General features: G+C 71.4%; 19 protein-coding genes. 9 read left to right on the top strand and 10 right to left on the bottom strand.

From position 1 onward, the window contains the following. Nucleotides 1-360 precede the first annotated feature (360 nt). Nucleotides 361-1116 (bottom strand): HAD family hydrolase, encoded by a 756-nt coding sequence (locus tag AZE13_RS00690; protein ID WP_066925417.1) that lies wholly within the window; start codon nt 1114-1116, stop codon nt 361-363. A 164-nt stretch (nt 1117-1280) separates the two neighbouring features. After that, nucleotides 1281-2564, bottom strand: coding sequence for a hypothetical protein (locus AZE13_RS00685; RefSeq protein WP_066925414.1), 1284 nt, complete (start codon nt 2562-2564; stop codon nt 1281-1283). 339 nt (nt 2565-2903) lie between these two features. Between AZE13_RS00685 and AZE13_RS00680 the strand changes: the two genes are divergently transcribed. Both AZE13_RS00680 and AZE13_RS00675 read left to right on the top strand, forming a co-directional pair. Continuing rightward, on the top strand, nt 2904-5768 hold the full coding sequence (locus tag AZE13_RS00680; protein ID WP_066925411.1) for a helicase-associated domain-containing protein: 2865 nt from the start codon (nt 2904-2906) through the stop codon (nt 5766-5768). Nucleotides 5769-5882: 114 nt separating this feature from the next. Then, nucleotides 5883-7535: a DNA repair helicase XPB gene (locus AZE13_RS00675; protein WP_066925408.1), complete on the top strand. Its 1653-nt coding sequence runs from the start codon at nt 5883-5885 to the stop codon at nt 7533-7535. A gap of 24 nt (nt 7536-7559) precedes the next feature. Here AZE13_RS00675 and AZE13_RS00670 read toward each other — a convergent pair whose 3' ends face one another. Both AZE13_RS00670 and AZE13_RS00665 read right to left on the bottom strand, forming a co-directional pair. After that, a complete protein-coding gene (locus tag AZE13_RS00670; RefSeq protein WP_066925405.1) occupies nt 7560-8861 on the bottom strand; it encodes a glycosyltransferase 87 family protein in 1302 nt (433 codons plus the stop codon). A 311-nt stretch (nt 8862-9172) separates the two neighbouring features. Then, complete coding sequence (locus tag AZE13_RS00665) at nt 9173-9433, bottom strand: hypothetical protein (RefSeq protein ID WP_066925402.1); 261 nt, start codon at nt 9431-9433, stop codon at nt 9173-9175. 427 nt (nt 9434-9860) lie between these two features. Between AZE13_RS00665 and AZE13_RS00660 the strand changes: the two genes are divergently transcribed. Then, the gene (locus tag AZE13_RS00660; protein ID WP_066925399.1) at nt 9861-12032 is read left to right on the top strand and encodes a HelD family protein; all 2172 of its coding nucleotides are present in this window, start codon (nt 9861-9863) and stop codon (nt 12030-12032) included. A gap of 186 nt (nt 12033-12218) precedes the next feature. Next, on the top strand, nt 12219-12470 hold the full coding sequence (locus tag AZE13_RS00655) for a hypothetical protein (protein WP_066925396.1): 252 nt from the start codon (nt 12219-12221) through the stop codon (nt 12468-12470). A 197-nt stretch (nt 12471-12667) separates the two neighbouring features. Here AZE13_RS00655 and AZE13_RS00650 read toward each other — a convergent pair whose 3' ends face one another. Continuing rightward, nucleotides 12668-13381 carry a copper homeostasis protein CutC gene (locus AZE13_RS00650; RefSeq protein ID WP_066925393.1) on the bottom strand — a complete coding sequence of 238 codons (714 nt, stop codon included), beginning with the start codon at nt 13379-13381 and terminating at the stop codon, nt 12668-12670. A 234-nt stretch (nt 13382-13615) separates the two neighbouring features. On the opposite strand from AZE13_RS00650, the gene AZE13_RS00645 reads away from it, so the two are divergent. After that, nucleotides 13616-14314 (top strand): hypothetical protein, encoded by a 699-nt coding sequence (locus tag AZE13_RS00645; protein ID WP_066925390.1) that lies wholly within the window; start codon nt 13616-13618, stop codon nt 14312-14314. Between the two features lie 245 nt (nt 14315-14559). After that, nucleotides 14560-15849: a Cmx/CmrA family chloramphenicol efflux MFS transporter gene (locus tag AZE13_RS00640; protein ID WP_079123559.1), complete on the top strand. Its 1290-nt coding sequence runs from the start codon at nt 14560-14562 to the stop codon at nt 15847-15849. A 174-nt stretch (nt 15850-16023) separates the two neighbouring features. Here AZE13_RS00640 and AZE13_RS00635 read toward each other — a convergent pair whose 3' ends face one another. Both AZE13_RS00635 and AZE13_RS00630 read right to left on the bottom strand, forming a co-directional pair. Continuing rightward, nucleotides 16024-16317 carry a DUF4031 domain-containing protein gene (locus AZE13_RS00635; RefSeq protein ID WP_066925388.1) on the bottom strand — a complete coding sequence of 98 codons (294 nt, stop codon included), beginning with the start codon at nt 16315-16317 and terminating at the stop codon, nt 16024-16026. 5 nt (nt 16318-16322) lie between these two features. Beyond that, on the bottom strand, nt 16323-16685 hold the full coding sequence (locus AZE13_RS00630; protein ID WP_066927019.1) for a hypothetical protein: 363 nt from the start codon (nt 16683-16685) through the stop codon (nt 16323-16325). Between the two features lie 131 nt (nt 16686-16816). On the opposite strand from AZE13_RS00630, the gene AZE13_RS00625 reads away from it, so the two are divergent. The 3 genes from AZE13_RS00625 (at nt 16817) to AZE13_RS00615 (ending at nt 20503) form a co-directional block, all read left to right on the top strand. Further along, nucleotides 16817-17746, top strand: a complete 930-nt coding sequence (locus AZE13_RS00625) for a MurR/RpiR family transcriptional regulator (RefSeq protein ID WP_066925385.1) — start codon at nt 16817-16819, stop codon at nt 17744-17746. A 99-nt stretch (nt 17747-17845) separates the two neighbouring features. Beyond that, a complete protein-coding gene (gene murQ / locus AZE13_RS00620) occupies nt 17846-18790 on the top strand; it encodes an N-acetylmuramic acid 6-phosphate etherase (protein WP_066925382.1) in 945 nt (314 codons plus the stop codon). Nucleotides 18791-18919: 129 nt separating this feature from the next. Beyond that, on the top strand, nt 18920-20503 hold the full coding sequence (locus AZE13_RS00615) for a PTS transporter subunit EIIC (protein WP_066925379.1): 1584 nt from the start codon (nt 18920-18922) through the stop codon (nt 20501-20503). A 119-nt stretch (nt 20504-20622) separates the two neighbouring features. Here AZE13_RS00615 and AZE13_RS37715 read toward each other — a convergent pair whose 3' ends face one another. The 3 genes from AZE13_RS37715 to groL form a co-directional block, all read right to left on the bottom strand. After that, nucleotides 20623-21204, bottom strand: a complete 582-nt coding sequence (locus AZE13_RS37715) for a hypothetical protein (protein WP_066925376.1) — start codon at nt 21202-21204, stop codon at nt 20623-20625. 100 nt (nt 21205-21304) lie between these two features. Continuing rightward, nucleotides 21305-22177, bottom strand: coding sequence for a DUF998 domain-containing protein (locus AZE13_RS00605; protein ID WP_258527514.1), 873 nt, complete (start codon nt 22175-22177; stop codon nt 21305-21307). Nucleotides 22178-22367: 190 nt separating this feature from the next. Beyond that, entirely contained in the window at nt 22368-23990 is a 1623-nt protein-coding gene (gene groL, locus AZE13_RS00600; RefSeq protein WP_066925373.1) for a chaperonin GroEL, read from the bottom strand. Nucleotides 23991-24420 lie beyond the last annotated feature (430 nt).

Raw genomic sequence — 24420 nt, 5'->3', positions numbered from 1 at the left:
GAACTGGCTGCGGAAGAAACGGGTCTGGATAGCAATGCAGCGGGCCGCAGGACCCGCCACCACCAAGGCTAATGGTCCCGGGGCCGGTGACAAGACGCCGCCGGGTGGATCCTCGTCGCCTCTGGCCCGGACTTACCCTGGTCAGGTGTCTGACGAAACTCCCCGGGCCGGGGATCTGCTGGTCCGAATCGGCGCGATCATGTTCCTACTTGGCGCACTGGCCACTCTCGCCACAGTGACGCCGCTGTTCCTGGGGACCCCTCCGCTGCCGTCCGCCTTCTACTGGCTGTGCATGCTGATGGGTCTCGGCTTCCTGGTCGCCGCCACCGGACTGGTCCGTTCCGCGCTCACGCAGCGGCGTCAGGCCGAGGCGACGTCCGGAGTGCCCGGAGTGTCCGGACCGTCCGGAGCGCCCGAACCGTCCAGTGACTCCGCAACGTAACGGTTCAGCCACGCCGGGAAGTCCATGAGGTCCCCGAGCACCACATCGGCGCCGGCCGCCAGCAGCTCACTCCCGTCGCACGGCCCGGTGGCCACGGCCACGGACACCGCGCCCGCGGCGCGCGCACCCCGTACGTCACCGGTGTGGTCGCCGACGTAGATCCGCGCACCGTACTCGCGCAGCGCCTCGGCCTTCGCCTCCGCCCACAGCGAGCCGATCACCGCGTCCGGCTCGATGCCCAGGTGTGCCAGGTGCAGCTTGGCGTTCGGCTCGTACTTGGCCGTCACCACAATCGCCCGCCCTGGTGCTCCTGTTCCTGTTCCTGCTGCTGTTCCTGCTTCTGCTTCTGCTTGTGCTCCATGGCCCGCGCCGACGCCTGCTGCCTGCACCGCGGCGATGGCCTCCCGGGCGCCGCGCATGGCCAGGGTCGGCGTGATCCCGTACTCCGGATACAGCTCGCGGTAGAGGCCGCTGGCCTCCGCCACCCGCTCCTCGGGAAACCAGCGGCGGATCTCCTCCTCCAGCGGCGGTCCCAACCGGGTCACCGCGGCCTCGGCATCGATATACGTACCGGTCCTGGCGGCCAGCTCCTCGTAGGCGGCCTTGATGCCCGGCCGGGAGTCGATCAGCGTCATGTCGAGGTCGAATCCGACCGTCAGGGGGTACGCAGCCATGCCTGCCATTGTGCAGGCGCTCCCGGCCGGTCGGGCAGGGGCACTGGGCAGGGGCTGCGGGGCGAGGACACGGGGGCGAGGGCCAGGGGCTGCGAGGGGTAGGGGCTGCGAGGGCCAGGGGGCTGGCGCAGGGGCTCTCGTCTGCCGCGTCCGCCTCGTCTGCGCTACCGCGCCGCCCGCCGCATCCGCCACAGCAGGAACAGCGCGGAGGCGATGGCCGCGAACCGGGCCACGACCGGCAGACCATCGAGCAACTCCTGCCCCAGCCGGCCCTCGGCGACCGGCTCGCCCCAGCGGCGGTCGAGGCGCCCCCACAACCAGACCAGCAGGCCGCCGACGACGATCCCGGGCACCCCCAGCGCCGCGAACTTGGCCTCGGTCCGGCTCAGCCGCCGCGATACGTAGGCGAGCGCCCAGCCCCCCGCCACCGCCCACCAGGACCCCAGCACCGCACCGGCCACGAGCAGGAGCGCGGCCAGCGTCGGGACGGGGCTCAGCCATGCCCGGAGGGGCATCGGACCGGCGGTGTCCTCCCGGACACCGGGCTCCACTTCCTCACCGGTTTCCTCACCGGTGCCGCCGGTGTCACCGGTCTCACCGCTGCCGTCCGCCACATCGGTCATGTCGGCCACGTCGGCCGCCGCCACGGCATCCTCGGCGTCTACCGCCGCACCCCGCCTGCCCCCCGCAGCCCTGCCCGTCGCCCTCTTGCCTCCCTTGCCTCCCTCGCCGCTCTCGTCCCTCTTGCTCAGCGACAGTCGGCCGCCGTCGCCACCACTGCCCTTGCCACCCGTGCAGCCCTCACCGCTCTCACCCTGACCCTCGCCCTCGCCCCCGTCCTCCCCCGTGCCCTTGCCCGTGCCCTTGCCATCCGGCCGGTCCCACATCTCCGGAATCTCGATGCCCCCGACGAATCCGGGCACGGTCTCGCCCGGGCCCAACGGTGCCGGCCCCATCCGCCACCAGTCAGGAGCGCCGCCCCCGTCGCCGAGTTCGTCCGCACCGGCAAGGTGCGGGGGGAGGCCGGAGGTCTGCGGCTTGTCATCCGTGGACGCCTTGCCGTACCGCAGCGCCTTACCGGTCAGGCCGCTGCGCCAGGCCAGGCCGGCGAGCTTGTCGCGAGGGGAAGTCCGCCGGGAAGGCGGCTCGCCGGCCCTTGAAAGGTGCCCAGCTCCAGAGGAGTGCCCGGCCCGCGCGGTAGGCCCGTCCCCCGACAGCTCCCCGGACGGCGTGGTGCCGCCGGCCTCCGCGACCACCGCCTCCGGCGACCCCAGCCGCGCCAGCATCCGCTTCACACCGGACACCGAGTCGGGCTTCCGCTCGTCTATCTCGGCCCGGAGCCGGGTCACCAGCCGCATCCGCGTGGCGGCGGGTAGACCCTGCTGCTGGGCCAGGTCGCCCACCCGGCTCAGATAGTCGAAGACGAGCTGATCGCTCTCGATCCCCACGAAATCCCCTGCCCCCTTGCTCTCCTTGATCCACTGATCCCCTTGGTCCGCAGCGGCGACTCCCCCGAGATGCGTTCACCGGCGACGAAATCACCTGCGGCGTCCGCTGGTTACCGCAACCGCCTCGACGGTACCGCCCCGCACTGACAACGGACCGGAGGCCGCCCGGCACGCTCAGCGGCGTCTCGCGGCACCTGGCATCCTCCGGCGGCCCCCCACCCCAGTCAAAGCTCCCGGCCCCGCCTCCGGCCCCGATTCGAGCCCCCGATTCGGGCCCGGTCCCCGCCCCACGCCGCCACGCACTGCCCCCGCCCCCCTCACCCCGCTAACGTAGGACGAATGACCGGTATCCCCCGCACCCTCGCCGAGGAGCTTCGAACCCGCACCGACGGCGGGCTCATCGGGCTGCTGCGGGCCCGGCCCGACCTGCTCAATCCGGTACCGGGCGACGTCACACAGCTGGCGACCCGGGCCGGGACCCGGGCGTCCGTCGTGCGCGCGGTGGAGCGGCTCGACCTGTTCGCGCTGCAGACCGCCGAGGCGCTGGCGGTGGCGCCGGATCCGTGCCCGTACGGGACACTGGCCGCGCTGATGGGCGGAGACGCCGAAGACGAGGCGAAGGGCCAGGAGAAGGGCCGGGAGAAGGGCCGGGAGAAGGGCCGGGAGAAGGGCCGGGAGAAGGGCCGGGAGAAGGGCCGGGAAGACGAGGCGGCCAACGGCAACGAGGCCGTGAGCGCCGCGGACGAGGCGGTCGTCGCCGAACTGCCCCGGGCGGTGGCGCAGCTGCGTGCGCAGGCGCTGGTGTGGGGCCCGGACGACCGGCTGCGGCTGGTACGTACGGCCCGCGAGCTGCTGACGCCCAGCGCCGCGCACCCGTCGCCGACCGGTCTGGGCCCCACCGTCGCCGAGGCCACGGCCGGTATGTCACCGGGCCGGCTACAGGAGATCATCGCGGCCGCCGGGCTGCCCACCACCCATGACCCGGTTTCCGCGGTCGCCGCGCTGACCTCGCTCTTCGCCGACCGCCCGCGGATGGCGGCGCTGCTCGACAGTGCGCCCGCCGAGTCCGTGGCCGTCCTCGACAAGCTGATGTGGGGCCCGCCGTACGGCGGTGTCACCGACCGCCCGGCCCCGCACCTGCAGTGGCTGCTCGACCGCGGACTGCTGCTGCCGGCCGGCGGCCGTAACGTCGTCCTGCCGCGCGAGGCGGCGCTCTTTCTGCGGGGCGGGCGGGCACACCGTCACCCCGAGCCGGTGCCGCCCGCGCTGGAGCCGGTCACGGAACGCGATCCCCAGCTTGTGGACCGCACCGCCGCGGGCCAGGCGTACACCGCGCTGGCGACCGTCGAGGAGCTGCTCAAGGAGTGGGACCTGGGCGGGCCCCCGGTGCTGCGCGCCGGAGGCCTGAGCGTCCGCGATCTCAAGCGGACCGCCGTGGCCCTGGACACCACTGAGCAGCTCGCCGCCTTCTGGCTCGAACTCGCCCACGGGGCCGGGCTGATCGCCTCTGACGGCGAGGCCGATGAGCGGTACGCGGCCACCCCGGCGGCCGAGGAGTGGCTGCAGCTGCCCGATCATGAGCGCTGGGCGGCGCTGGTGACCAGCTGGCTGCCGGCCACCCGCACCCCGGGCGTGGTCGGTACCGCCGACGCGAAGGGGCGCACGCTGGCCGCGCTCGGCCCGCATCTGGACCGCTCCCCGGCGCCCGAGGTCCGCCGGCGCACCCTGGCGCTGCTCGCCGGTCTGCCGCCGGGCGCTTCCGTACCGGCGGCGACGGTCCTGTCCCGGCTGCGGTGGGAACGTCCGCTGCGCGGGGCGGGGACGGCGGGACGACCGGCCGCAACCGCCGCAGCACCTGCCGGGAACACCACCCCGGGCATCCCCACACCCTCCCCGATCGCTTCCCCTGGCGGCCTCGCGCCCACCGCGACCGCCTCCCCGGGCACCCCTGCCCCCACCTCGGCCGCATCCCCTCCTGGCAGCTCTGCACCCACCCTCGACCTGCGCTCACGGATCGCCCAATGGACGCTGTCCGAGGCGGAGTTGCTCGGCGTGACGGGCCGGGGCGCGCTGTCGGCCCACGGCCGGACCCTGATCAACGCCGCGCACGAAGCGACCACCCCCACCGAGATCACGACCGTCCCCACCGCGACCGCGACCGTCACCGTCCCCACCCCCGCCGAGACCGCGACGGCCGCCGCCCGCGCCGCGGCCCTGCTCGCCCCGCTGCTCCCCGAACCGCTCGACCACGTCCTCCTCCAGGCGGACCTGACCGCCGTCGCCCCCGGCCCGCTGCGGCGCCCGCTCGCCGAGGCGCTCGGCGTACTCGCCGACATCGAGTCCAAGGGCGGAGCCACGGTCTACCGCTTCACCCCGGCCTCCGTACGCCGCGCCCTGGACGCCGGCCGCTCGGCCGCCGAGCTGCGGGAGTTCCTCCGCACCCACTCCCGTACGCCGGTTCCTCAGCCACTCGCCTACCTCATCGACGATGTGGCCCGTAAACACGGCCAGTTGCGGGTCGGCGCGGCCACCGCCTACGTCCGCTGCGACGACGACGCGCTGCTCTCCGAGATCCTCGCCGACCGCCGCGCCGCCGCACTCCGCCTGCGCCGGCTCGCCCCGACCGTACTGGCCGCGCAGTCCTCCCCGGAACAACTCCTGGACGGACTACGGGAGATGGGCTACGCCCCGGCCGCGGAGTCCGCCGCCGGCGATGTCCTGGTCGCCCGCGCCGACTCGTACCGCACCCTGCCGCGCAGTGCGCCCGTCCCGGTGCCCGACGGGCCGCCGTCCCCTGACCGCACCCTGCTCGAAGCGGCGGTCCGCGCCATCCGGGCCGGCGACCTCGCCGCCACCGCGGAACGCAAGCCGGTCCGGGCCCCCACCCAGGCCCAGGGCCAGACCAGGGCCCAGGATCAGACCCGGGACCAGGACCAGGCCAAGGTCCCGGACCGGTCCCGGGGCGCCTTCCCGCGCACCACCTCCGCGGAGACCCTCGCCACCATGCAGGCCGCGGTGCTCACCAACTCGGCCGTCTGGATCGGGTACGTCAACGCGGACGGCGCGGCCAGCCAGCGCGTCATCGCCCCCGTACGCGTGGAGGGCGGCTTCGTGACCGCCTACGACCACACCGCCGACGAGGTCCGCACCTACCCCCTGCACCGGATCACGGGGGTGGCGGAACTGGCGGACGACGCGGTCTGAGATCCGCGCTCCCGGCAGCCCCGTCCCCGTTCCGCCCCGATGGGGCACACTGGAGGTTTGGCGGTACGGGACACTCGCGTGCCGGCCGGGTGCCGAAGGGAAAGGGCGAGGCGCGTGAACGGACCTCTCATCGTCCAGAGCGACAAGACGCTGCTTCTGGAGGTGGACCATGAGCTGGCGGACGCCTGCCGGCGGGCCATCGCGCCCTTCGCCGAGCTGGAGCGGGCACCGGAGCACATCCACACGTACCGGGTGACGCCGCTGGGGCTGTGGAACGCGCGGGCCGCCGGGCACGACGCCGAGCAGGTCGTCGACGCGCTGGTGCAGTACTCGCGGTACCCGGTACCGCACGCGCTGCTCGTCGACGTCGCCGAGACCATGGCCCGGTACGGCCGGCTGACGCTGGTCAAGCACCCCGCCCACGGGCTGGTGCTGACCACCACCGACCGGCCGGTACTGGAGGAGATCCTCCGGTCCAAGAAGGTGCAGCCGCTGGTCGGGGCGCGGATCGACCCGGACAGCGTGATCGTGCACCCCTCCGAGCGCGGACAGATCAAGCAGACGCTGCTGAAGCTGGGCTGGCCGGCCGAGGACCTGGCCGGTTACGTGGACGGTGAGGCGCATCCGATCGAGCTGCACGAGGACGGCTGGGGGCTGCGGCCGTACCAGCAGCAGGCCGTGGAGGGCTTCTGGCACGGCGGCTCAGGTGTCGTCGTGCTGCCCTGTGGCGCGGGAAAGACGCTGGTGGGGGCGGGTGCCATGGCCCGCGCGAAGGCCACCACGCTGATCCTGGTGACGAACACGGTCTCGGCCCGGCAGTGGAAGCACGAGCTGGTACGGCGGACCTCGCTGACCGAGGACGAGGTCGGCGAGTACAGCGGCACGAAGAAGGAGATCCGGCCGGTCACCATCGCCACGTACCAGGTGCTGACGACCAAGCGGAAGGGCGTCTACCCGCACCTGGAGCTGTTCAACTCCCGGGACTGGGGCCTGATCGTCTACGACGAGGTGCATCTGCTGCCCGCGCCGGTCTTCAAGTTCACCGCCGATCTGCAGGCGCGGCGGCGGCTGGGGCTGACCGCGACGCTGGTGCGGGAGGACGGCCGGGAGTCGGATGTCTTCTCCCTCATCGGGCCCAAGCGGTTCGACGCACCGTGGAAGGAGATCGAGGCGCAGGGGTACATCGCCCCGGCCGACTGCGTCGAGGTCCGGGTCAACCTGACCGAGTCGGAGCGGCTGGCGTATGCGACGGCGGAGACCGAGGAGAAGTACCGCTTCTGCGCGACCACCGACAGCAAGCGCGATGTGACCGAGGCGCTGGTCCGCCGGCACGAGGGCGAGCAGACACTGGTCATCGGCCAGTACATCGACCAGCTGGACGAGCTCGGCGAGCATCTGAACGCGCCGGTGATCAAGGGCGAGACCACCAACGCCCAGCGGGAGAAGCTCTTCGACGCGTTCCGGGAGGGCGAGATCTCGGTACTGGTCGTCTCCAAGGTGGCGAACTTCTCGATCGACCTTCCCGAGGCCACGGTCGCGATCCAGGTGTCGGGGACGTTCGGTTCACGGCAGGAGGAGGCACAGCGGCTGGGGCGGGTGCTGCGCCCCAAGGCGGACGGGCACGAGGCGCGGTTCTACTCGGTGGTCGCCAGGGACACCATCGACCAGGACTTCGCCGCCCACCGTCAGCGCTTCCTGGCCGAGCAGGGGTACGCGTACCGGATCGTGGACGCGGACGAGCTGCTGGCGGCGGATGAGGACGTGTGAGAACGGCTGAGACGCCCCCAGCTCCTAGCCGGTCCGGGCGGGGAGCTCCTGGGCGTCCGTCCTCGGCTTGGGCATACGGCCGGCAGGTCTGCTCGGGACGTCGCCGGGCTCCTCGGTCAGGGCGCCCGCGGGCCGAGGTGACCAGCTGGCCAGCACCGCGAGCAGGGTGAGGCCGATCAGCGGGTACGGGGCGGCGAGCGGCTGCTGCCACCAGGAGAAGCGCAGGTCGAGGTCCCCGGCGTGCGGCACGATCCACATCGTGCGGAGGGTGAAGGCGACGGCGAGGGCAGCCAGCAATGCCCGCCGCCACGGGCTGCGCCGGGTGTGGGCGGCGAGCGCGATCAGCAGCGGCACGCACCAGACCCAGTGGTGGGACCAGCTGATCGGCGACACCAGCAGCGCGGTGACGGCCGTTGCCAGTACGCCCCAGATCTCCAGTCCGCGCCGCAGATATATCCGCCGGGCGGTCCAGAGTCCGGCCGCCGCGGTCAGCGCCGTCGGCACCGCCCACAGCAGGCCCGGTTCCGGGGTGTGCAGTACCCGGCTGATCAGGCCCTGGAGTGACTGGTTGTCGACGATCCAGGCCAGACCGACCCGGCCGGTCTCGAACATCCGCCGGGTCCAGAACTCGACACTGGCTTCCGGCAGCACCAGCCAGCCCAGGACCGCCGAGAACACGAACCCGGCAAGGGCGGTGAAAGCGGCCTTCACCCGGCCGGTGATCAGGAGGTAGACGGCGAAGATCGCCGGGGTGAGCTTGATACCGGCCGCGATCCCGGTGACGAAGCCCTTGCCGCGCGCGCCGTCCGGGCGGGAGAGGTCCCAGAGGACCAGGCAGGTCAGAGCGAGGTTGATCTGGCCGAAGGCGAAGGTCTGGAAGACCGGCTCCAGCCAGAGTCCGAGTGCGGTGGCGGTGAGCAGGGCGGGGGCGCTGTACGCGACTCGTCGCAGGCCGGCGGCCTTGCAGGAGAGGTGGACCAGCAGGGCGAGGAGAGCCGCGTTGACCAGGACGCAGACCACCTTGAGGGTACTGAGCGAGACCCACGTCGTCAGGATGAAGAGCAGAGCGGCGAACGGCGGATAGGTGGCCGGCAGATTCCACTTGGTGACCGTGAATCCGTAGAGGTCGCCGCGGGCCGCGGCGGCCTCGCCCTCGGCCTGGTAGACCGCTATGTCGGACATCGACAGCGGGTGGAACCGATACAGCACGTACAGCCCGGCGAACGACGCCAGGAGCAGCGCCGCTGCGCACACCAGACGGCGCGGGCTCGCGATGCTCAGGGCCCAGGCCCCTCTCCACGGCCGCATCCCATCGGCGGCAGACACTCGCTGACTCCTCCTCGTCGACATAGCCCCGAGCGCGCTCTGCCGCGACGCTAGTGGACCGGGGCCGATCATCCGTAACGGTTTTCGGTCATCCAGATGTCGACACGAGGTCGCCGGAAGGCGTGCTGAGTCGCCGCGGAGTCGAATCCCGATCGCGATTGTCCGCATTCTGCCCGGAAGGCGTCGCGATGGACACGTGTGCGGCTACATACGAGTCGGTTCAGTGGTCGACGCGCTGATCGACGCGGTGATCGATTGGGTGGTGACGGGTGGGTGTGACGGGTGGGTGTGACGGGTGGGTGGTCGATGGTTCAGTGGCTGGTCCGGCGACCGGCCCGACGGTCGGCCTGGCGGACGCCGGGAACGTCGTCGGCGTACTCGCCCAGGACGGCGACGCTGAAGGCGGCCTTGCCGAAGACCTTGACCGCGCGCACGGCATCGCCCAGGAGGTGGCGGTGCCCGGGGGCGGACGCCGCACCGCGGACGGAGTCGGGCCCTAGGGCCGTGGCCCCCCGGGCCGGGTGGAATGCGGCGGACGGAATGGAGGCTGGTGGAATCGCTGCGCTGCTCATGACTCCATGATGGGATTCACCCGATTGCCGCACATCGGCCCCTGGGCCCATTCCGAGAGCACCGGATCTCCACCTCCAGTCCACCCCGTCCCCTACGGGAGACCTACCGGAGACCTACTGAAGGCCTCCGGCTGTCAGGGTCATCCCCTACGGCATGGCGCCCGGGCCCCAGGCCGGCACGCCGGGGAGGCCGGGGAAAAGGGAGGCGCCGGACCCCGGGGGGGCCGGAAATTCGTTGGCGCCACAACAACGCGCTGACTACAATCGCGCGCCTGCCTGCCTCCCGCCGAGGAGTGCCGCCGCCCGGTCGGAAACCGGCCGGTCCTTCGCTTCACGCCGCAGTATCCACGTATGCGGATACGCGGATACGCATCTGCGTATCCGCCGTTCGCTTCGCGCCACAGTACCTGCCTCCGGAGGCAACGCCGTGCCCTCGCCTGCCCACCCGTCGCCCGACGACCACCCCCACCCTCCGCACCACCCCCACAACCCCTCATCGACGGCGCTCCACGCCGAACGTGCACACCTCGCCGCCTCCCGCGCCGCCCTCCGCGCCATGCGCAAGGACGCCGAGAACCTCAACATCACGGACGTGACCGCGAACTGGGTCAACGCCGAGGTCCTCCAGGGCGAGATCGACGCCCGCATCAAGGCGCTCGCCGACCTCTCCCACACCCCCCTCTTCTTCGGCCGCCTCGACTACCTCCACGCACCGGGCATCGACCTCGCCGAGGGCGCCGCGGGAGAGAGCTTCTACATCGGGCGGCGCCATGTGCACGACGCCGACGGCGATCCGATGGTCATCGACTGGCGCGCCCCCGTATCCCAGCCGTTCTACCGGGCCTCCAAGAAGGACCCGATGGATCTCGAGCTGCGCCGCCGATTCGGTTATACGGGCGGCGAGTTGACCGCGTACGAGGACGAGCACCTCACCGGCCCGGCAGTGACGGCACCTTCCGGCTCCCCCGAGGAGGCCCATACCAGCCGACTGCTCCAGGCGGAGATCGAACGCCCGCGCGTCGGCCCGATGCGGGACATCGTCGCCACGATCCAGCCGGAGCAGGACGAGATCGTGCGCGCGGGGATCGGCGGCACGGTCTGCGTCCAGGGGGCACCCGGTACGGGGAAGACCGCGGTGGGCCTCCACCGGGTCGCGTATCTGCTCTACGCGCACCGTGAGCGGCTGGCCCGCGCCGGCACCCTCGTCATCGGCCCCAACCGCTCCTTCCTGCACTACATCGAGCAGGTCCTGCCCGCCCTCGGTGAGCTGGAGGTCAAACAGGCCACGGTCGACGACCTGGTGGCGCATGTGCCGGTACGCGCCACGGACGAGGCGGCCGCGGCCATGATCAAGGGAGACGCGCGGATGGCGGAGGTCCTGCGCCGGGCCGTCCGCTCGCACATCTCGGTGCCCGAGGAGCCCTGTGTGGTCGTCCGCGGCTCCCGCCGCTGGCGCGTACCGGCGTATGAACTCGAAGAACTCGTCCGCGAGTTGACCGACCGCGACATCCGCTACGGCGCGGCCCGCGAGGCGCTCCCCCAGCGGATCGCACATGCCGTGCTGGTCCGCATGGAGCAGGCCGGGGAGGCCCCGGACGACCGGGTGCAGGACGCGGTGGCCCGTCATGCCGCCGTGAAGGCCGTGGTCAAGGCGGCCTGGCCACCGGTCGATCCGGCGAAGCTGGTGCTGCGGCTGCTGGGCGACGCGGACTTCCTCGCGGAGCAGGCCGAGGGGATCCTGACGCCCGAGGAGCAGAAGGCGATCCTGTGGACGCAGCCCGGCTCGGGGAAGAGGGCGGCGCGCAGCGTGAAGAGCGCCAAGTGGTCCGCCGCGGACACGGTGTTGATCGACGAGGCGATGGATCTGATCGAGCGCACGCCCTCGCTCGGTCATGTGGTCCTGGACGAGGCGCAGGACCTCTCCCCCATGCAGTACCGCGCGGTCGGCCGCCGCTGCACGACGGGCTCGGCGACCATCCTCGGCGACATCGCCCAGGGAACCACCCCCTGGGCCACCGGCACATGGGACGAAGCACTGGCCCACCTGGGCAAGCCGGGTTCGGCCGTCGAAGAACTCACCCAGGGCTTCCGCGTACCGCGCGAGGTGATCGCGTACGCGTCCCGGCTGCTGCCCGCCATCGCACCCGGCCTGACGGAAGCCACCTCGATCCGCGAGTCGGCGGGCGACTTCGCGATCTGCCGGGTCGAGCCGGACGACCTGACCGCGGCGGCTCTGGCGGCCTGCGACGACGCCCTGAAGAAGGAGGGATCGATCGGCCTGATCGCGTCGGAGGCCCGTATTCCGCTGCTGCGCACGGCCCTTGAGGCGGCCGGAATCGCCTGCCTGGCTCCAGGGGAGGAGACCTCGGCCGAGTCCCGGCTGACTCTGGTACCGGCCACGCTCGCCAAGGGCCTGGAGTACGACTACGTGGTCCTGGACGAGCCCGCGGCCATCGTCGACGGCGAACCGGACGAACGGACCGGCCTGCGGCGCCTGTACGTATGCCTGACCCGTCCGGTTTCGGGCCTGACGGTGGTCCACGCGGCCCCGCTCCCGGAACAACTGACCGACCAGCGGGCGTCGCCCTGGACCGCATAGTGGGCCCGCCACGGATCTCATGGCGGGCATCGCCACGGATCTCGTGGTCGGCGTCGCCCGCGGATCCTCATAGTGGCGTCACCGCGGATCCCGCCGGATGAACTTCCGACGACCCGTCATCCGATCAGTCGCGCTCAGGGCGTGATGCGCCGCCAAGCCATGCATGGTTTTCCCATGAACACACACATGAACCGGCCGAAGAAGGCCGTTGCCCGCATCGCGACAGTCAGTGCCGCCGCCCTGGCCCTTGCTCTTTCGGCCGGGACGGTGACGGCCGCATCCGCCGTGGCCACCCCGCTCGGCCCTCATGCCGCCGCCAAGGCCCCGGTTGCCCAGTCGGGCCCGATCGCCCGCAGCGACGAGCACCACAGGGACGGTGATCCCGACGAAGGCACCGCCAACTGCATCGCCATCTGGGTGCAATTCTGCCTGGGATAGGGAGCCCGGCGGCCTCAAGGGGTCCCGTCCCTCCTCCCGCCTACCCGTACCACCGGGCGGCGTCCCCGTACGGCCGGGCGGACCGGGCGGACCGAGGAGCGGACTGGCGGACGCCGCCTGCGCCGCCCAGTCCGCCGCCAAGCCACCTCACCAAACCCGCCGAGCCCACCAACCCGCCAAGCCCCCGAGCCGCTGCCTCAGGACACCTCGCGGTCCAGCGCCTCACGCCACTCCCGTACCGCCGCCGCATCCACCGGCGCATCCCAGCCGGCCGGCCGGGCGGCGCCTCCGATATGGAAGGCGTCGAGGCCGGCCGCGCACAGCGCCGGCAGATGGCCGAGCCCGAGTCCCCCGCCGACCAGCATCCGCGGTGCGTATCCGGGCTCGGCCCCGGCCCTACGCGCCTGCTCGGTGAGCAGCACCGGCAACCCCGACGCGACGCCCTGCGCACCACCGGCCGTCAGATAGGTGTCGAGGCCCGCGGCGCCGGCTGCCCCCGCCAGTTCCTTCCGCAGGGCATCGCGGTCAGCGGCCCGGTCGATGGCCCGGTGGAACGTCCACCGGCAGCCGTCGATCACCTCGGCCAGTGCCGTCACCGCGGCGAGGTCCGGCCGCCCGTCCGGCGTCAGGAATCCGAGCACGAACTCCTCGGCGCCCTCCGCACGCAGCGCCGCCGCGTCCTCACACAGCGCCTCCAGGTCACCGGCCGCGAAGCCGTCGGCAGCCCGCAGCATCACCCGGAGCGGGAGATCGACGGCCGCCCGGATCGCCGCGAAGGTGGCCCGGGAGGGCGTGAGCCCGTCGGCCGCCATATCGGTGACGAGTTCCAGGCGGTCGGCACCGCCGGCCTGGGCGGCGACCGCGTCCTCGGGGCCGAGCGCGATCACCTCCAGGAGCGCGCGCTTGCTCATATGACCTCAATCCTTGGTGAAGCTCGCTGACGACTCCGGTGATTCCGGTGATCCGGGATCCGGTGATCCGGTGCCGCTCACGATTCCGGTGATCCGCTATCGATGACGATGCCGTATGACGGTGCCGACGGTCCGGTATCGGTGACGATCCCGGACCTCCGGCAACAGGGGCCTACAGGTCTAGTCCAATCTCCAGCGTAACGGGCTGGTCGCCCCCAGGGCACAATGATTCGCATGACCCCCGTGTCCCGTGCGGCAGACACCACCGACCCGGCGCCGGAACTGCGCCGACGCTGGGCCGCGACCATCGCCGAGGCCCGCGGCGGCGCGCAGACCGCGCTCCCCGGAGGCGCACCGGCCCCCGACCCCACCCCGTACGCGGACAACCTGCTCGCCCGGTGGAGCGAGCCGCAGCGCCACTACCACACTGTCGAGCACCTGGCCACGGTCCTCACCCGCATCGACGAACTCGCCGGTCATGCCGATGACTTGGCCGTGGTCCAGCTGGCGGCCTGGTTCCACGACGCGGTCTACCGGCCGGACCGCTCCGAGAACGAGGAGCGCAGCGCGGCCCTCGCCGAGCGCGCCCTGCCCGAGCTGGGCATCGACGCGGCCCGCACCGCCGAGGTCGCCCGCCTGGTGCGGCTCACCGTCACCCACGATCCGGACCCCGACGACGCCGACGGCGAAGTGCTGTGCGATGCCGATCTCGCGGTGCTCGCCGGTTCGCCGGACGGCTACGCCGCCTACGCCGCCGCCGTCCGCAACGAGTACGCCTTCGTACCGGACCCCGACTTCGCCGCCGGCCGCTCCGCCGTTCTCCGCCACCTCCTCGCTCTGCCACGGCTGTTCAGGACTCCGCTGGGCTTCGACCGCTGGGAGCACCTGGCCCGCCGCAACCTCACCACCGAACTGGACCTCCTCGGCGGCTGAGGCCCGCCGCGGCCATCACTCATCCACCACCCACCTCCCCCCGCCACCTCACTCCGTATCCATCACCTTACGCGCAGCCACTGACAGCCCGCCGATCACCGAACGGCGGTACCGGCGCACGGCCGACCGGTGAGCCGCGCGCCGGAACCGCCATGGCCGATGTCCGGAACCACCATGGCCAATGTCACGTCAACCGACCGCGCCAACCGGGAATGCGCAGAGCACCGTCACGGTTGGTAGCTGTCATGTCAGCACCCGCCACTCCCCCCACTGCCTCCGACCACCCCGCTACCGCACCCACCACTCGCACGCGCCTGCCCATAGCCGTCTACATCCTCGGCCTGTCGGTCTTCGCCCTGGGCACCAGCGAGTTCATGCTCTCCGGCATTCTCCAGCCGCTCGCCCGTGACCTGGGGGTCTCCATCCCGCAGGCCGGTCTGCTGGTGTCCGCCTTCGCGATCGGCATGGTGGTCGGCGCCCCGGTGCTCGCCGCCGCCACACTGCGGCTCCCCCGCCGCACGACGCTGATCGCGCTCCTCGCCGTCTTCGGGCTCGGGCAGGTGGCAGGTGCGCTGGCGCCGTCCTACGGCGTGCTGTTCGTCTCGCGCGTCATCAGCGCGCTGGCCTGCGCCGGCTTCTGGGCGGTCGGCGCCGCGGTCGCCGTCTCGCTGGTACCGGTGACCGCGCGGGCCCGCGCGATGGCCGTCATGGTCGGCGGCCTGAGCATCGCCAATATCGCCGGTGTCCCGGCCGGCGCGATGCTGGGCCAGCACGCCGGCTGGCGCGCCGCGTTCTGGGCCGTGGCCGGGCTCGCCGCGCTCGGCCTGGTCGGGGTGATCGCGCTGGTGCCGCGTACGGCCGTGCCCACCGGCGACGACCGCCCCCAGCTCCGCCGCGAGCTCACCATCTACAAGGACGCCCAGGTCTGGCTTGCGCTGACCGCCACGGCCCTGAACGGTGCCGCGGTCTTCGCGCTCTTCTCGTACCTCTCGCCGCTGCTGACCGACACCGCCGGCCTCGCCGAGAGCTGGGTGCCGACCGTGCTCGCGCTCTTCGGTGTCGGCGCGCTGATCGGCACGTTCATCGGTGGGCGGATCGCCGACGCGCACCCCTTCGGCACGATCTTCGGCGGCATCGCCGCGTCCACCGCCGTCCTGACCGTGCTGGCGCTGACCGCGCACAACGCATTCGCGGCCATCGCGCTCTCCCTGATGCTCGGGGTGACCGCGTTCACCACCGCTCCGGCTCTCAACGCCCGGATGTTCAACGTGGCGAACGCCGCGCCGACGCTGGCCGGAGCGACCACCACCGCCGCCTTCAACATCGGCAACACCCTCGGCCCCTGGCTCGGCGGCCTGGCCATCAGCGCGCACTGGGGCTACCCGTCCGTGGCCTGGACGGGCGCGGCGCTGGCCGCGGCGGCCGTCGTCACCACCGCCGTCGCCTTCCGGCTCCACCACACACGGCAGCACTCCCGGGTCGTCGCGTCCTCGACGGCCGCGGCACCCGCGAGGGAGACCGCGAAGCGGCACTGACCGGGGCCCGGGAAGCCCGACGGAGACCGTTCGACCACCGAGCCACCTGACCCAGGGGTACTGGCCACCGATCCGGGGCCGACCCCTGGGCCAGGCAGCCACTCGGCACTCCCGCACGGGGCCGCTCGACCACCCGGCCCCTCGGCCACTCGGGTTACCCCCCGCCCCCTACGGCTACGGCCTGCTGACACCGCTACGCCGCGGAGCCGGCCGGTGCTTCGGTCTCCGCAGACCCGCCTCCGTCAGCCGCAGCACCAGCTCCTTGCTCCCGACCTCCGCCGCCCCGGCACGCACCGCCTCGTCGTAACGCTCGATGGGCAGGTCATAGTGATCCCGCTCGAATGCCCGCCGCGGGATGCCGAGCCGAGCCGCGAAGGCATGCAGCTCGTCGAAGGACCGGTCGCTGACCAGGTGCGACCACATACGGCCGTGTCCCGCCCATATGGGTGGGTCGATGAGGACCGCCACGCACCTCAGCCTTCCACCGAGGCACGCAGCCGGCCGACCCGGGCCACCGCGACCGCCGTCTTGGGGCAGACCCAGTGCGGATCGGGCCCCAACTCCGGCTCCACGTCCAGGGCATGGGGATCACCCGACTCCGTGCACACAGGGCACAGCGGCCAGCGGCCGTACCGCTCCAGGAGGGCGTCCTGGACGTCCTGCGCTATCAGCCCCGCGACGAATTCCGCGCCGTCAGGCCATTGCTCCACCCACCACCGGCGGTGCACCACCGCATCCTCCACGAGCGAGACGATGTCGGCGTCGGCCACCTCGTCCGCTATCAGATCAGCGAGCACCAGCGCCCGCGCGGCATGCAACGCCTGTTCCAGCTCCATGTCCCCCATTGTCTCCCGACCGCCGCTCGGCGCCCGACGTTGTCCACAGCCCTGGCGGCGGCTGCGACACGTTATCCACATCCTCACGGAGGGTATTGACGCACAACAATCAATGAAATTACTTTTCAGACGTGAGTAATAACGTGAAGGAAACTTTCAAAGAAGTGGCCGTCGATCCCCGACCACCGGCCCCGCCCGCCCCCGCGGCACTCGCCGCCAAGGTCCGCACACTCGCGCCGACGATGACCCGCTCCATGCAGCGGGTCGCCGAGACCGTCGCGAGCGACCCGGCCGGCTGCGCCGCGCTCACCGTCACCGGCCTCGCCGAGCGCACGGGCACCAGCGAAGCCACCGTCGTACGAACGTCCCGGCTGCTCGGCTATCCGGGCTACCGCGACCTCCGCCTCGCGCTCGCCGCGCTCGCCGCACAGCAGGCGGCCGGCAGCGCGCCCGCCGTGACCGCGGACATAGCGGTCGACGACTCCCTCGTCGACGTGGTCACCAAGCTGGCGCAGGAGGAGCAGCAGTGCCTGGCCGACACCGCGGCCGGGCTGGACGTCACTCAGCTCGAGGCCGCCGTCGCCGCACTCTCGGGGGCCCGCCGGATCGATGTGTACGGCATCGGCGCCTCCAACCTGGTCGGCCAGGACCTCGCCCAGAAGTTCCTGCGCATCGGCCTGATCGCCCACGCCCATGCAGACCCGCACCTCGCCGTCACCAACGCGGTACAGATGCAGACAGGCGACGTCGCCATCGCCATCACCCACTCCGGCCGCACCACCGACGTCATCGAGCCCCTGCGGGTGGCCTTCGACCATGGCGCCACCACCATCGCGATCACTGGCCGCCCCGACGGCGAGATCGCCGCCTACGCCGACTACATACTGACCACCTCCACGGCCCGCGAGAGCGAACTCCGCCCCGCCGCGATGTCGTCCCGCACCAGCCAACTACTCGTCATCGACTGCCTGTTCATAGGCGTCGCCCAGCGCACATACGACACGGCGGCCCCGGCCCTGTCCGCGTCCTACGAAGCCCTCGCCCACCGACACCAGCCGTAAACCCAAACAGACACCCTCAAGGACAGCCCTCAACGGACAGGAAACAGGCCCGCGCCCCCGACCCGCCCCACAACCGCACACGGAAATGAGCGCCCAGCCATGACCGCCACCACCGACCCCGCCCAGCTGCGGGCCCAACTGGACACCCTCACCACCGAGGCCTTCCGGCCCGACCTCGCCGATATCGACCACCGTTCCACCCTCGACATCGCCCGCACGATGAACGGCGAGGACGCCACCGTCCCCGCCGCCGTCGCCACGCGACTGCCGGAGATCGCCGCCGCCATCGACGCCACCGCTGCCCGAATGGCCCTCGGTGGCCGTCTCGTCTACGCCGGTGCCGGTACGGCGGGGCGCCTCGGCGTCCTGGACGCCAGCGAGTGCCCGCCGACCTTCAACACCGACCCGTCCGAGGTCCTCGGCCTGATCGCCGGCGGGCCGACAGCTCTGGTCACCGCCGTCGAAGGGGCGGAGGACAGCAGGGAGTTGGCCGCCAAGGACCTCACCGCGATCGGCCTGACCAACCGCGACACCGTCGTCGGCATCTCGGCCTCCGGCCGCACCCCGTATGCGATCGGTGCCGTCGAGTACGCCCGCGCCACCGGCGCGCTCAGCATCGGCCTGTCCTGCAACGCCGGTTCGGCACTGGCCGCGGCCGCCGAGCAGGGCATCGAGATCGTGGTCGGCCCCGAGCTGCTCACCGGCTCCACCCGCCTCAAGGCCGGCACAGCACAGAAGCTCGTACTCAACATGCTCTCCACGATCACCATGATCCGACTGGGCAAGACCTACGGGAATCTGATGGTCGACGTCCGCGCCTCCAACGACAAGCTGCGAGCCCGCTCGCACCGCATCGTCGCACTCGCCACCGGCGCCACGGACCTGGAGATCGAGACCGCACTCCGCATCACGGACGGCGAGGTGAAGAACGCCATCCTCACCCTCCTCGGCAACGTCGACGCCCCCACCGCCGCCCTCCTCCTCAAGTCCTCCAACGGCCACCTCCGTACCGCACTAAAGGCCGCAAAGAACCACAACCAATAAACCCCACCAAACCCCACCCACGAACCCCCAAACCACCACCGCGAACAACCATCAACCCGCCACCAGCGACACGAACATGAACCCACGAACATGAACCAGTGACACAACCCGCACAGCAAGGCGCCACCCATGCCCGAAGACCCGAACCGCGCCATCGCCGCCGCGATCCTCCCGCTCGTGGGCGGCGCCGAGAACATCACCGCCATCGCCCACTGCATGACCCGGCTCCGCCTCGGCCTCCAGGACCGCTCACTGGTCCAGGGCGAAGCACTCAAAGGGCTGTCGGCCGTCATGGGCGTGGTCGAAGACGACACGTACCAGATCGTGCTGGGCCCCGGCACGGTCGCCCAGGTCACCCCCCAGCTCGAACACTTGGTGGCGCAGACCCGCGCAGCCCCCATCACCGCCACGCCGACCTCAACCACCCAGAACCCGCTCCAAAAAACCCCGCTCCGCAAGGAATCAATCACGCTCCGTATTCGTTGCCGGAATAAGGAGGCAGCGCGCAAGGCCCCCATAACGCAGGCCCCTACAACCACGGCCGAGCGACTCGCCGCCCAGGGCACCGCCCTCAAGGCCCGTCAGAAGACCAGAAACGCCACCCCCCTCAGACTCTTCCTCCGCCGGATCGCCAACGTCTTCGTCCCGTTGATCCCGGCCCTGATCGGCTGCGGTATCGTCGCCGGCGTCAACGGCCTGCTGGCCAACCTGGGCTGGCTGCCGTCCATCGTCCCCGCGCTCACCGCCATCGCCTCGGGCTTCATGTCGCTGATCGCGGTCTTCGTCGGTTACCACACCGCCAAGGAGTTCGGCGGCACTCCGGTCCTCGGCGGCGCGGTGGCCGCCGTCATCGTCTTCCCCGGCGTCACTCACATCACCGCCTTCGGCCAACAGCTCTCCCCCGGCCAAGGCGGTGTCCTCGGCGCGCTGGCTGCCGCACTGCTCGCCGTCCAGGTGGAGAAGCGTTGCCGCCGGCTGATCCCCCAGGCGCTCGATGTCCTCCTCACTCCGGCCCTCACCGTTCTCGTCACCGGCCTGGTCACGATCTTCGGCCTGATGTACACCGCGGGTGAGGCATCCACCGCCATCGGCACCTCCGCCCACTGGCTGCTGGCGCACAGCGGTGCGCTCGCCGGGTTTCTCCTGGGCGGTCTCTTCCTGCCCCTCGTCATGCTGGGCCTCCACCAAGCGCTGATCCCGATCCACACCACGCTCATCCAGCAGCAGGGCTACACGGTGCTTCTCCCGATCCTCGCCATGGCCGGCGCGGGACAGGTCGGCGCCGCACTCGCCGTCTACCTCCGCCTTCCCCGGAACCGCTCGATCCGCAGGACCATCAAGTCCGCCCTCCCCGCGGGCTTCCTGGGCGTCGGCGAGCCGCTGATCTACGGCATCTCGCTCCCCCTCGGCCGCCCGTTCATCACCGCCTGCATCGGGGGCGCGTTCGGCGGCGGCTTCGTCGGCCTCTTCAACCAGCTCGGCGATACGGTCGGCTCCACGGCCATCGGCCCCTCCGGCTGGGCTCTGTTCCCCCTGGTCCGGGGCGGCCAGAGCCTCGGCACCACCGTCGTGGTCTACGCCCTGGGCCTCGCCGTCGGCTATGCGGCCGGCTTTCTCACCACGTATGTATTCGGGCTCAGCAGGCGGATGCGGGCCGAGCTGAACTCCGATGCGGAGCCCATCTCACCTCTCTCAGATCTCACTGATCCCTGAACTCGATCCCTGAACTCGGAGATCTCGGAGATCTCGGAGATCTCGGAGATCTCGGAGATCTCGGAGATCTCGGAGATCTCGGAGATCTCGGAGCGTCACTTCTCGAACGTCACTTCTCGTCAAGCCAGCCCGGGGGCCGCCCCAGGCTTGGGCCCCGCTCCCGGCTCCGTCGCCGGCCCTGGCCCCGTCGTCGGCGCGGGCCCCGGTCCCGGCTCGGGGCCCGGGGGGCGGGTGGTGGGCCCCGGGACCGGGGGGCGGGTGGTGGTGCAGGGGTGCGAGGTGAGGGCCTGGTCCAGCAGTGCCAGGGCACGCTGGCGGTCCCGTTCGCGGGCGTCGATCTCCTGCGCACTCTCGCCGGTCGCGGCGACCCGGGGGCACTCGGAGCAGGACCAGCGGTCCACCCAGCCCGCGGGCGGTGGTTCCATCGACACGGCGCAGTGCGGGCAGATCACGGTCACGCTCTCGACGTGGCCGCAGAATGCGCACACCCACACCGGGCCCTCGTTGTCCCGCTGCTGCCACATGGTGCGCCGGCATCGTGGGCAGCCGGTCGTCCCGATCCCCAGCGACCCCATGATCGGTGGCTCCGGCGTCGCGTCGGCGTAGGCGACGATCTGCTTGCGCAGCCGGTCGTCGGTGGTGTTGGCCATCCGCAGCAGCCGCACGACACGGGAACGGACTTCTTCGACAAACTCGGTCATCGTCGGAGCAGCGTACGCGTCCCGTCGGCGGCTCTCAGGCGGTTCGGACGAAACGCAGGCACCCCCGCTCCGCACCCGCCCCCCAAAGAGTGAGTGGCGCTCACACGGTTGACCCCCGAGTGGGGTACCCGCGCTCAGCCGGCTCCGGGGTGGCGTACCGGGTGGGATACCGGGCGGCCGACCTCGCCAGCTCGGCCGCCAGCAGGGCGAACCACACGCCGACCAGCGCCAGGTGCGTCCGCTGCGGAATGCCGTGCCAGCCCGGCCGGCCGAACAGCGGTCCCACCGTGCCGACCGCCGCCGGGAGGGCCAGCCCGAGGACCCGCGGCCCCCAGCGGCGGACCAGCGGCAGGCGGGGCCGTTCGACACCGCCTGCCAGGCTGAGCAGCCCCATCGAGGCGAAGACGAAGAAGTGGGCCAGGGCGCTGGTGACGGTGTGCCAGGGATGGACGGCCTCGCAGCCCGGGTCCAGGGACGGCGCACAGGACATGGGGAGGAGGACGTCCGCGAGGGACGACAGGCCCAGGCCGAGGACCGCCAGCCACCCGGCCCGCGCCCAGGGGCCGGTCGCGCTGCCGCGGGCCAGCACCGCGCCCACGCTCGTCAGTACCGCGCAGAGGATCTCGATGCCGCCGAAGAGCGGTCGGAACGGCTGGTCGGCGGCGTACAGCTCGCTGACGTAGGAGTGGCGCGGGTCCAGGCCGGTCGGGAGGGGGAATTCCAGGACCCAGGCGTTGTAGAGGACAGCGGACGCCGCGAGCAGGAAGGCCGCCGTTGCCTCCCGGCGGCGGCGAGCGCCCACTCGTGCGAGGTCGAGCGGCAGCTCGGGGCTTCCCTCTCCGATGGCCCTGATGGTCCTGATGGCTCCGATGGCTCCGATGGCTCCGATGGTCCTGATGCCTCTGATGGCGCTGATGTCTTTGATGGCTCTGACGAACATGGTCAGGCGTCGCCCACTCTCATCACACGACATAGCCGAACATGGTGGAACATAACTGGGCATAGCTGAATATATTCAGCTTGATGCACAGAGTAGTCAGCTGTCGTCGCAATGGGCCGCGAAACGCCGCTGGGGCGGCACCCCCTGGGAGGAGGGTGCCGCCCCAGCGAACCAAGGACGGTTGATCAACCAGTGGCGGTACCGGCGTGGTACCAGTGGCCGATCAGAAGTCCATGTCACCGCCCGGCATGCCGCCACCGGCGGGCGCGGCGGCCTTCTCCGGCTTGTCGGCGATGACGGCCTCGGTGGTGAGGAACAGCGCGGCGATGGAGGCGGCGTTCTGCAGGGCAGAGCGGGTCACCTTCGCCGGGTCGATGATGCCCTCGGCAATCATGTCGACGTAGTCGCCGGTCGCGGCGTTCAGGCCGTGACCCGGGGTCAGGTTGCGCACCTTCTCCACGATGACGCCGCCCTCGAGGCCGGCGTTCACGGAGATCTGCTTGAGCGGGGCCTCCAGGGCCAGCTTCACGGCGGCGGCACCAGTGGCCTCGTCGCCGTCCAGCTCCAGCTTCTCGAAGACCGAGGAGGCCTGCAGCAGGGCCACGCCACCGCCGGCGACGATGCCCTCCTCGACGGCCGCCTTCGCGTTGCGGACGGCGTCCTCGATGCGGTGCTTGCGCTCCTTGAGCTCGACCTCGGTCGCGGCACCGGCCTTGATGACGGCCACGCCGCCGGCCAGCTTCGCCAGACGCTCCTGGAGCTTCTGGCGGTCGTAGTCCGAGTCGCTGTTCTCGATCTCGGCGCGGATCTGGTTGACGCGGCCCTGGACCTGCTCGCTGTCACCGGCACCGTCGACGATGGTGGTCTCGTCCTTGGTGATGACGACCTTGCGGGCGCGGCCGAGCAGGTCGAGCGAGGCGTTCTCCAGCTTGAGACCGACCTCCTCGGAGATGACGGTGCCACCGGTGAGGATGGCGATGTCGCCGAGCATGGCCTTGCGGCGGTCACCGAAGCCCGGGGCCTTGACGGCGACGGACTTGAAGGTGCCACGGATCTTGTTGACGACCAGGGTCGACAGAGCCTCGCCCTCGACGTCCTCGGCGATGATCAGCAGCGGCTTGCCGGACTGCATGACCTTCTCCAGGAGCGGCAGCAGGTCCTTGACGTTGCCGATCTTGGAGTTGGCGATGAGGATGTACGGGTCCTCCAGGGAGGCCTCCATACGCTCCATGTCGGTCGCGAAGTACGCCGAGATGTAGCCCTTGTCGAAGCGCATACCCTCGGTGAGCTCCAGCTCCAGACCGAAGGTCTGGGACTCCTCGACGGTGATGACGCCTTCCTTGCCGACCTTGTCCATGGCCTCGGCGATCAGCTCGCCGATCTGGGTGTCGGCGGCGGAGATGGACGCGGTGGAGGCGATCTGCTCCTTGGTCTCGACCTCCTTGGCCTGGTCGAGCAGGGAGGCGGAGACGGCCTCGACGGCCTTCTCGATACCGCGCTTCAGGGCCATCGGGTTGGCGCCGGCGGCGACGTTGCGCAGGCCCTCGCGGACCAGAGCCTGGGCCAGGACGGTCGCGGTCGTCGTGCCGTCACCGGCGACGTCGTCCGTCTTCTTCGCGACCTCCTTGACCAGCTCGGCGCCGATCTTCTCGTACGGGTCCTCGAGCTCGATCTCCTTGGCGATGGAGACACCATCGTTGGTGATCGTGGGGGCGCCCCACTTCTTCTCAAGGACGACGTTGCGGCCCTTGGGGCCGAGGGTGACCTTGACGGCGTCGGCGAGCTGGTTCATCCCGCGCTCGAGACCGCGCCGCGCCTCCTCGTCGAACGCGATGATCTTGGCCATGTGAAGTGGTCCTCCCGGACTAATGGGGTCTCCCCTGCCCGAACGCAGTTGAGAGCTTGGGGAAGGATTGCTCCGGACCGCGCTGGCGCCCGCGACGGACGACCTGCAGACCTGCGGTGGTTCCTTGCCCCACCCGGCCTACGGGCCTCACCGACCCGGTCCTGTTTGTCACTCTCACTCGGAGAGTGCTAACGCCAATGATTAGCACTCGGGGGTAGAGAGTGCAAGCCGCCCGCAGGGCGTCGTTCAGGGGTGGTGGCCGGGTGACGGGAGGGCGCAAGCCGCCCGCAGGGCGTCGTTCAGGGGTGGTGGCCGGGTGACGGGAGGGCGCAAGCCGCCCGCAGGGCGTCGTTCAGGGGTGGTGGCCGGGTGACGGGAGGGCGCAAGCCGCCCGCAGGGCGTCGTTCAGGGGTGGTGGCCGGGGGACGGG

Source organism: Streptomyces sp. NBRC 110611, from assembly GCF_001590865.1.
Lineage (GTDB): Bacteria > Actinomycetota > Actinomycetes > Streptomycetales > Streptomycetaceae > Streptomyces.
The sequence above is the reverse complement of the archived record's forward strand: the minus strand, read 5'-3'. Positions and strand labels throughout refer to the sequence as shown.

What these genes read in the sequence shown, in the direction of transcription:
- AZE13_RS00690 (WP_066925417.1), bottom strand. Translation starts at nt 1,116, where the DNA reads ATGGCTGCGTACCCCCTGACGGTCGGATTCGACCTCGACATGACGCTG.
- AZE13_RS00680 (WP_066925411.1), top strand. Translation starts at nt 2,904, where the DNA reads ATGACCGGTATCCCCCGCACCCTCGCCGAGGAGCTTCGAACCCGCACC.
- AZE13_RS00665 (WP_066925402.1), bottom strand. Translation starts at nt 9,433, where the DNA reads ATGAGCAGCGCAGCGATTCCACCAGCCTCCATTCCGTCCGCCGCATTC.
- AZE13_RS00655 (WP_066925396.1), top strand. Translation starts at nt 12,219, where the DNA reads ATGAACCGGCCGAAGAAGGCCGTTGCCCGCATCGCGACAGTCAGTGCC.
- AZE13_RS00650 (WP_066925393.1), bottom strand. Translation starts at nt 13,381, where the DNA reads ATGAGCAAGCGCGCGCTCCTGGAGGTGATCGCGCTCGGCCCCGAGGAC.
- AZE13_RS00645 (WP_066925390.1), top strand. Translation starts at nt 13,616, where the DNA reads ATGACCCCCGTGTCCCGTGCGGCAGACACCACCGACCCGGCGCCGGAA.
- AZE13_RS00640 (WP_079123559.1), top strand. Translation starts at nt 14,560, where the DNA reads ATGTCAGCACCCGCCACTCCCCCCACTGCCTCCGACCACCCCGCTACC.
- AZE13_RS00630 (WP_066927019.1), bottom strand. Translation starts at nt 16,685, where the DNA reads ATGGAGCTGGAACAGGCGTTGCATGCCGCGCGGGCGCTGGTGCTCGCT.
- murQ (WP_066925382.1), top strand. Translation starts at nt 17,846, where the DNA reads ATGACCGCCACCACCGACCCCGCCCAGCTGCGGGCCCAACTGGACACC.
- AZE13_RS00615 (WP_066925379.1), top strand. Translation starts at nt 18,920, where the DNA reads ATGCCCGAAGACCCGAACCGCGCCATCGCCGCCGCGATCCTCCCGCTC.
- AZE13_RS37715 (WP_066925376.1), bottom strand. Translation starts at nt 21,204, where the DNA reads ATGACCGAGTTTGTCGAAGAAGTCCGTTCCCGTGTCGTGCGGCTGCTG.
- AZE13_RS00605 (WP_258527514.1), bottom strand. Translation starts at nt 22,177, where the DNA reads ATGTCGTGTGATGAGAGTGGGCGACGCCTGACCATGTTCGTCAGAGCC.
- groL (WP_066925373.1), bottom strand. Translation starts at nt 23,990, where the DNA reads ATGGCCAAGATCATCGCGTTCGACGAGGAGGCGCGGCGCGGTCTCGAG.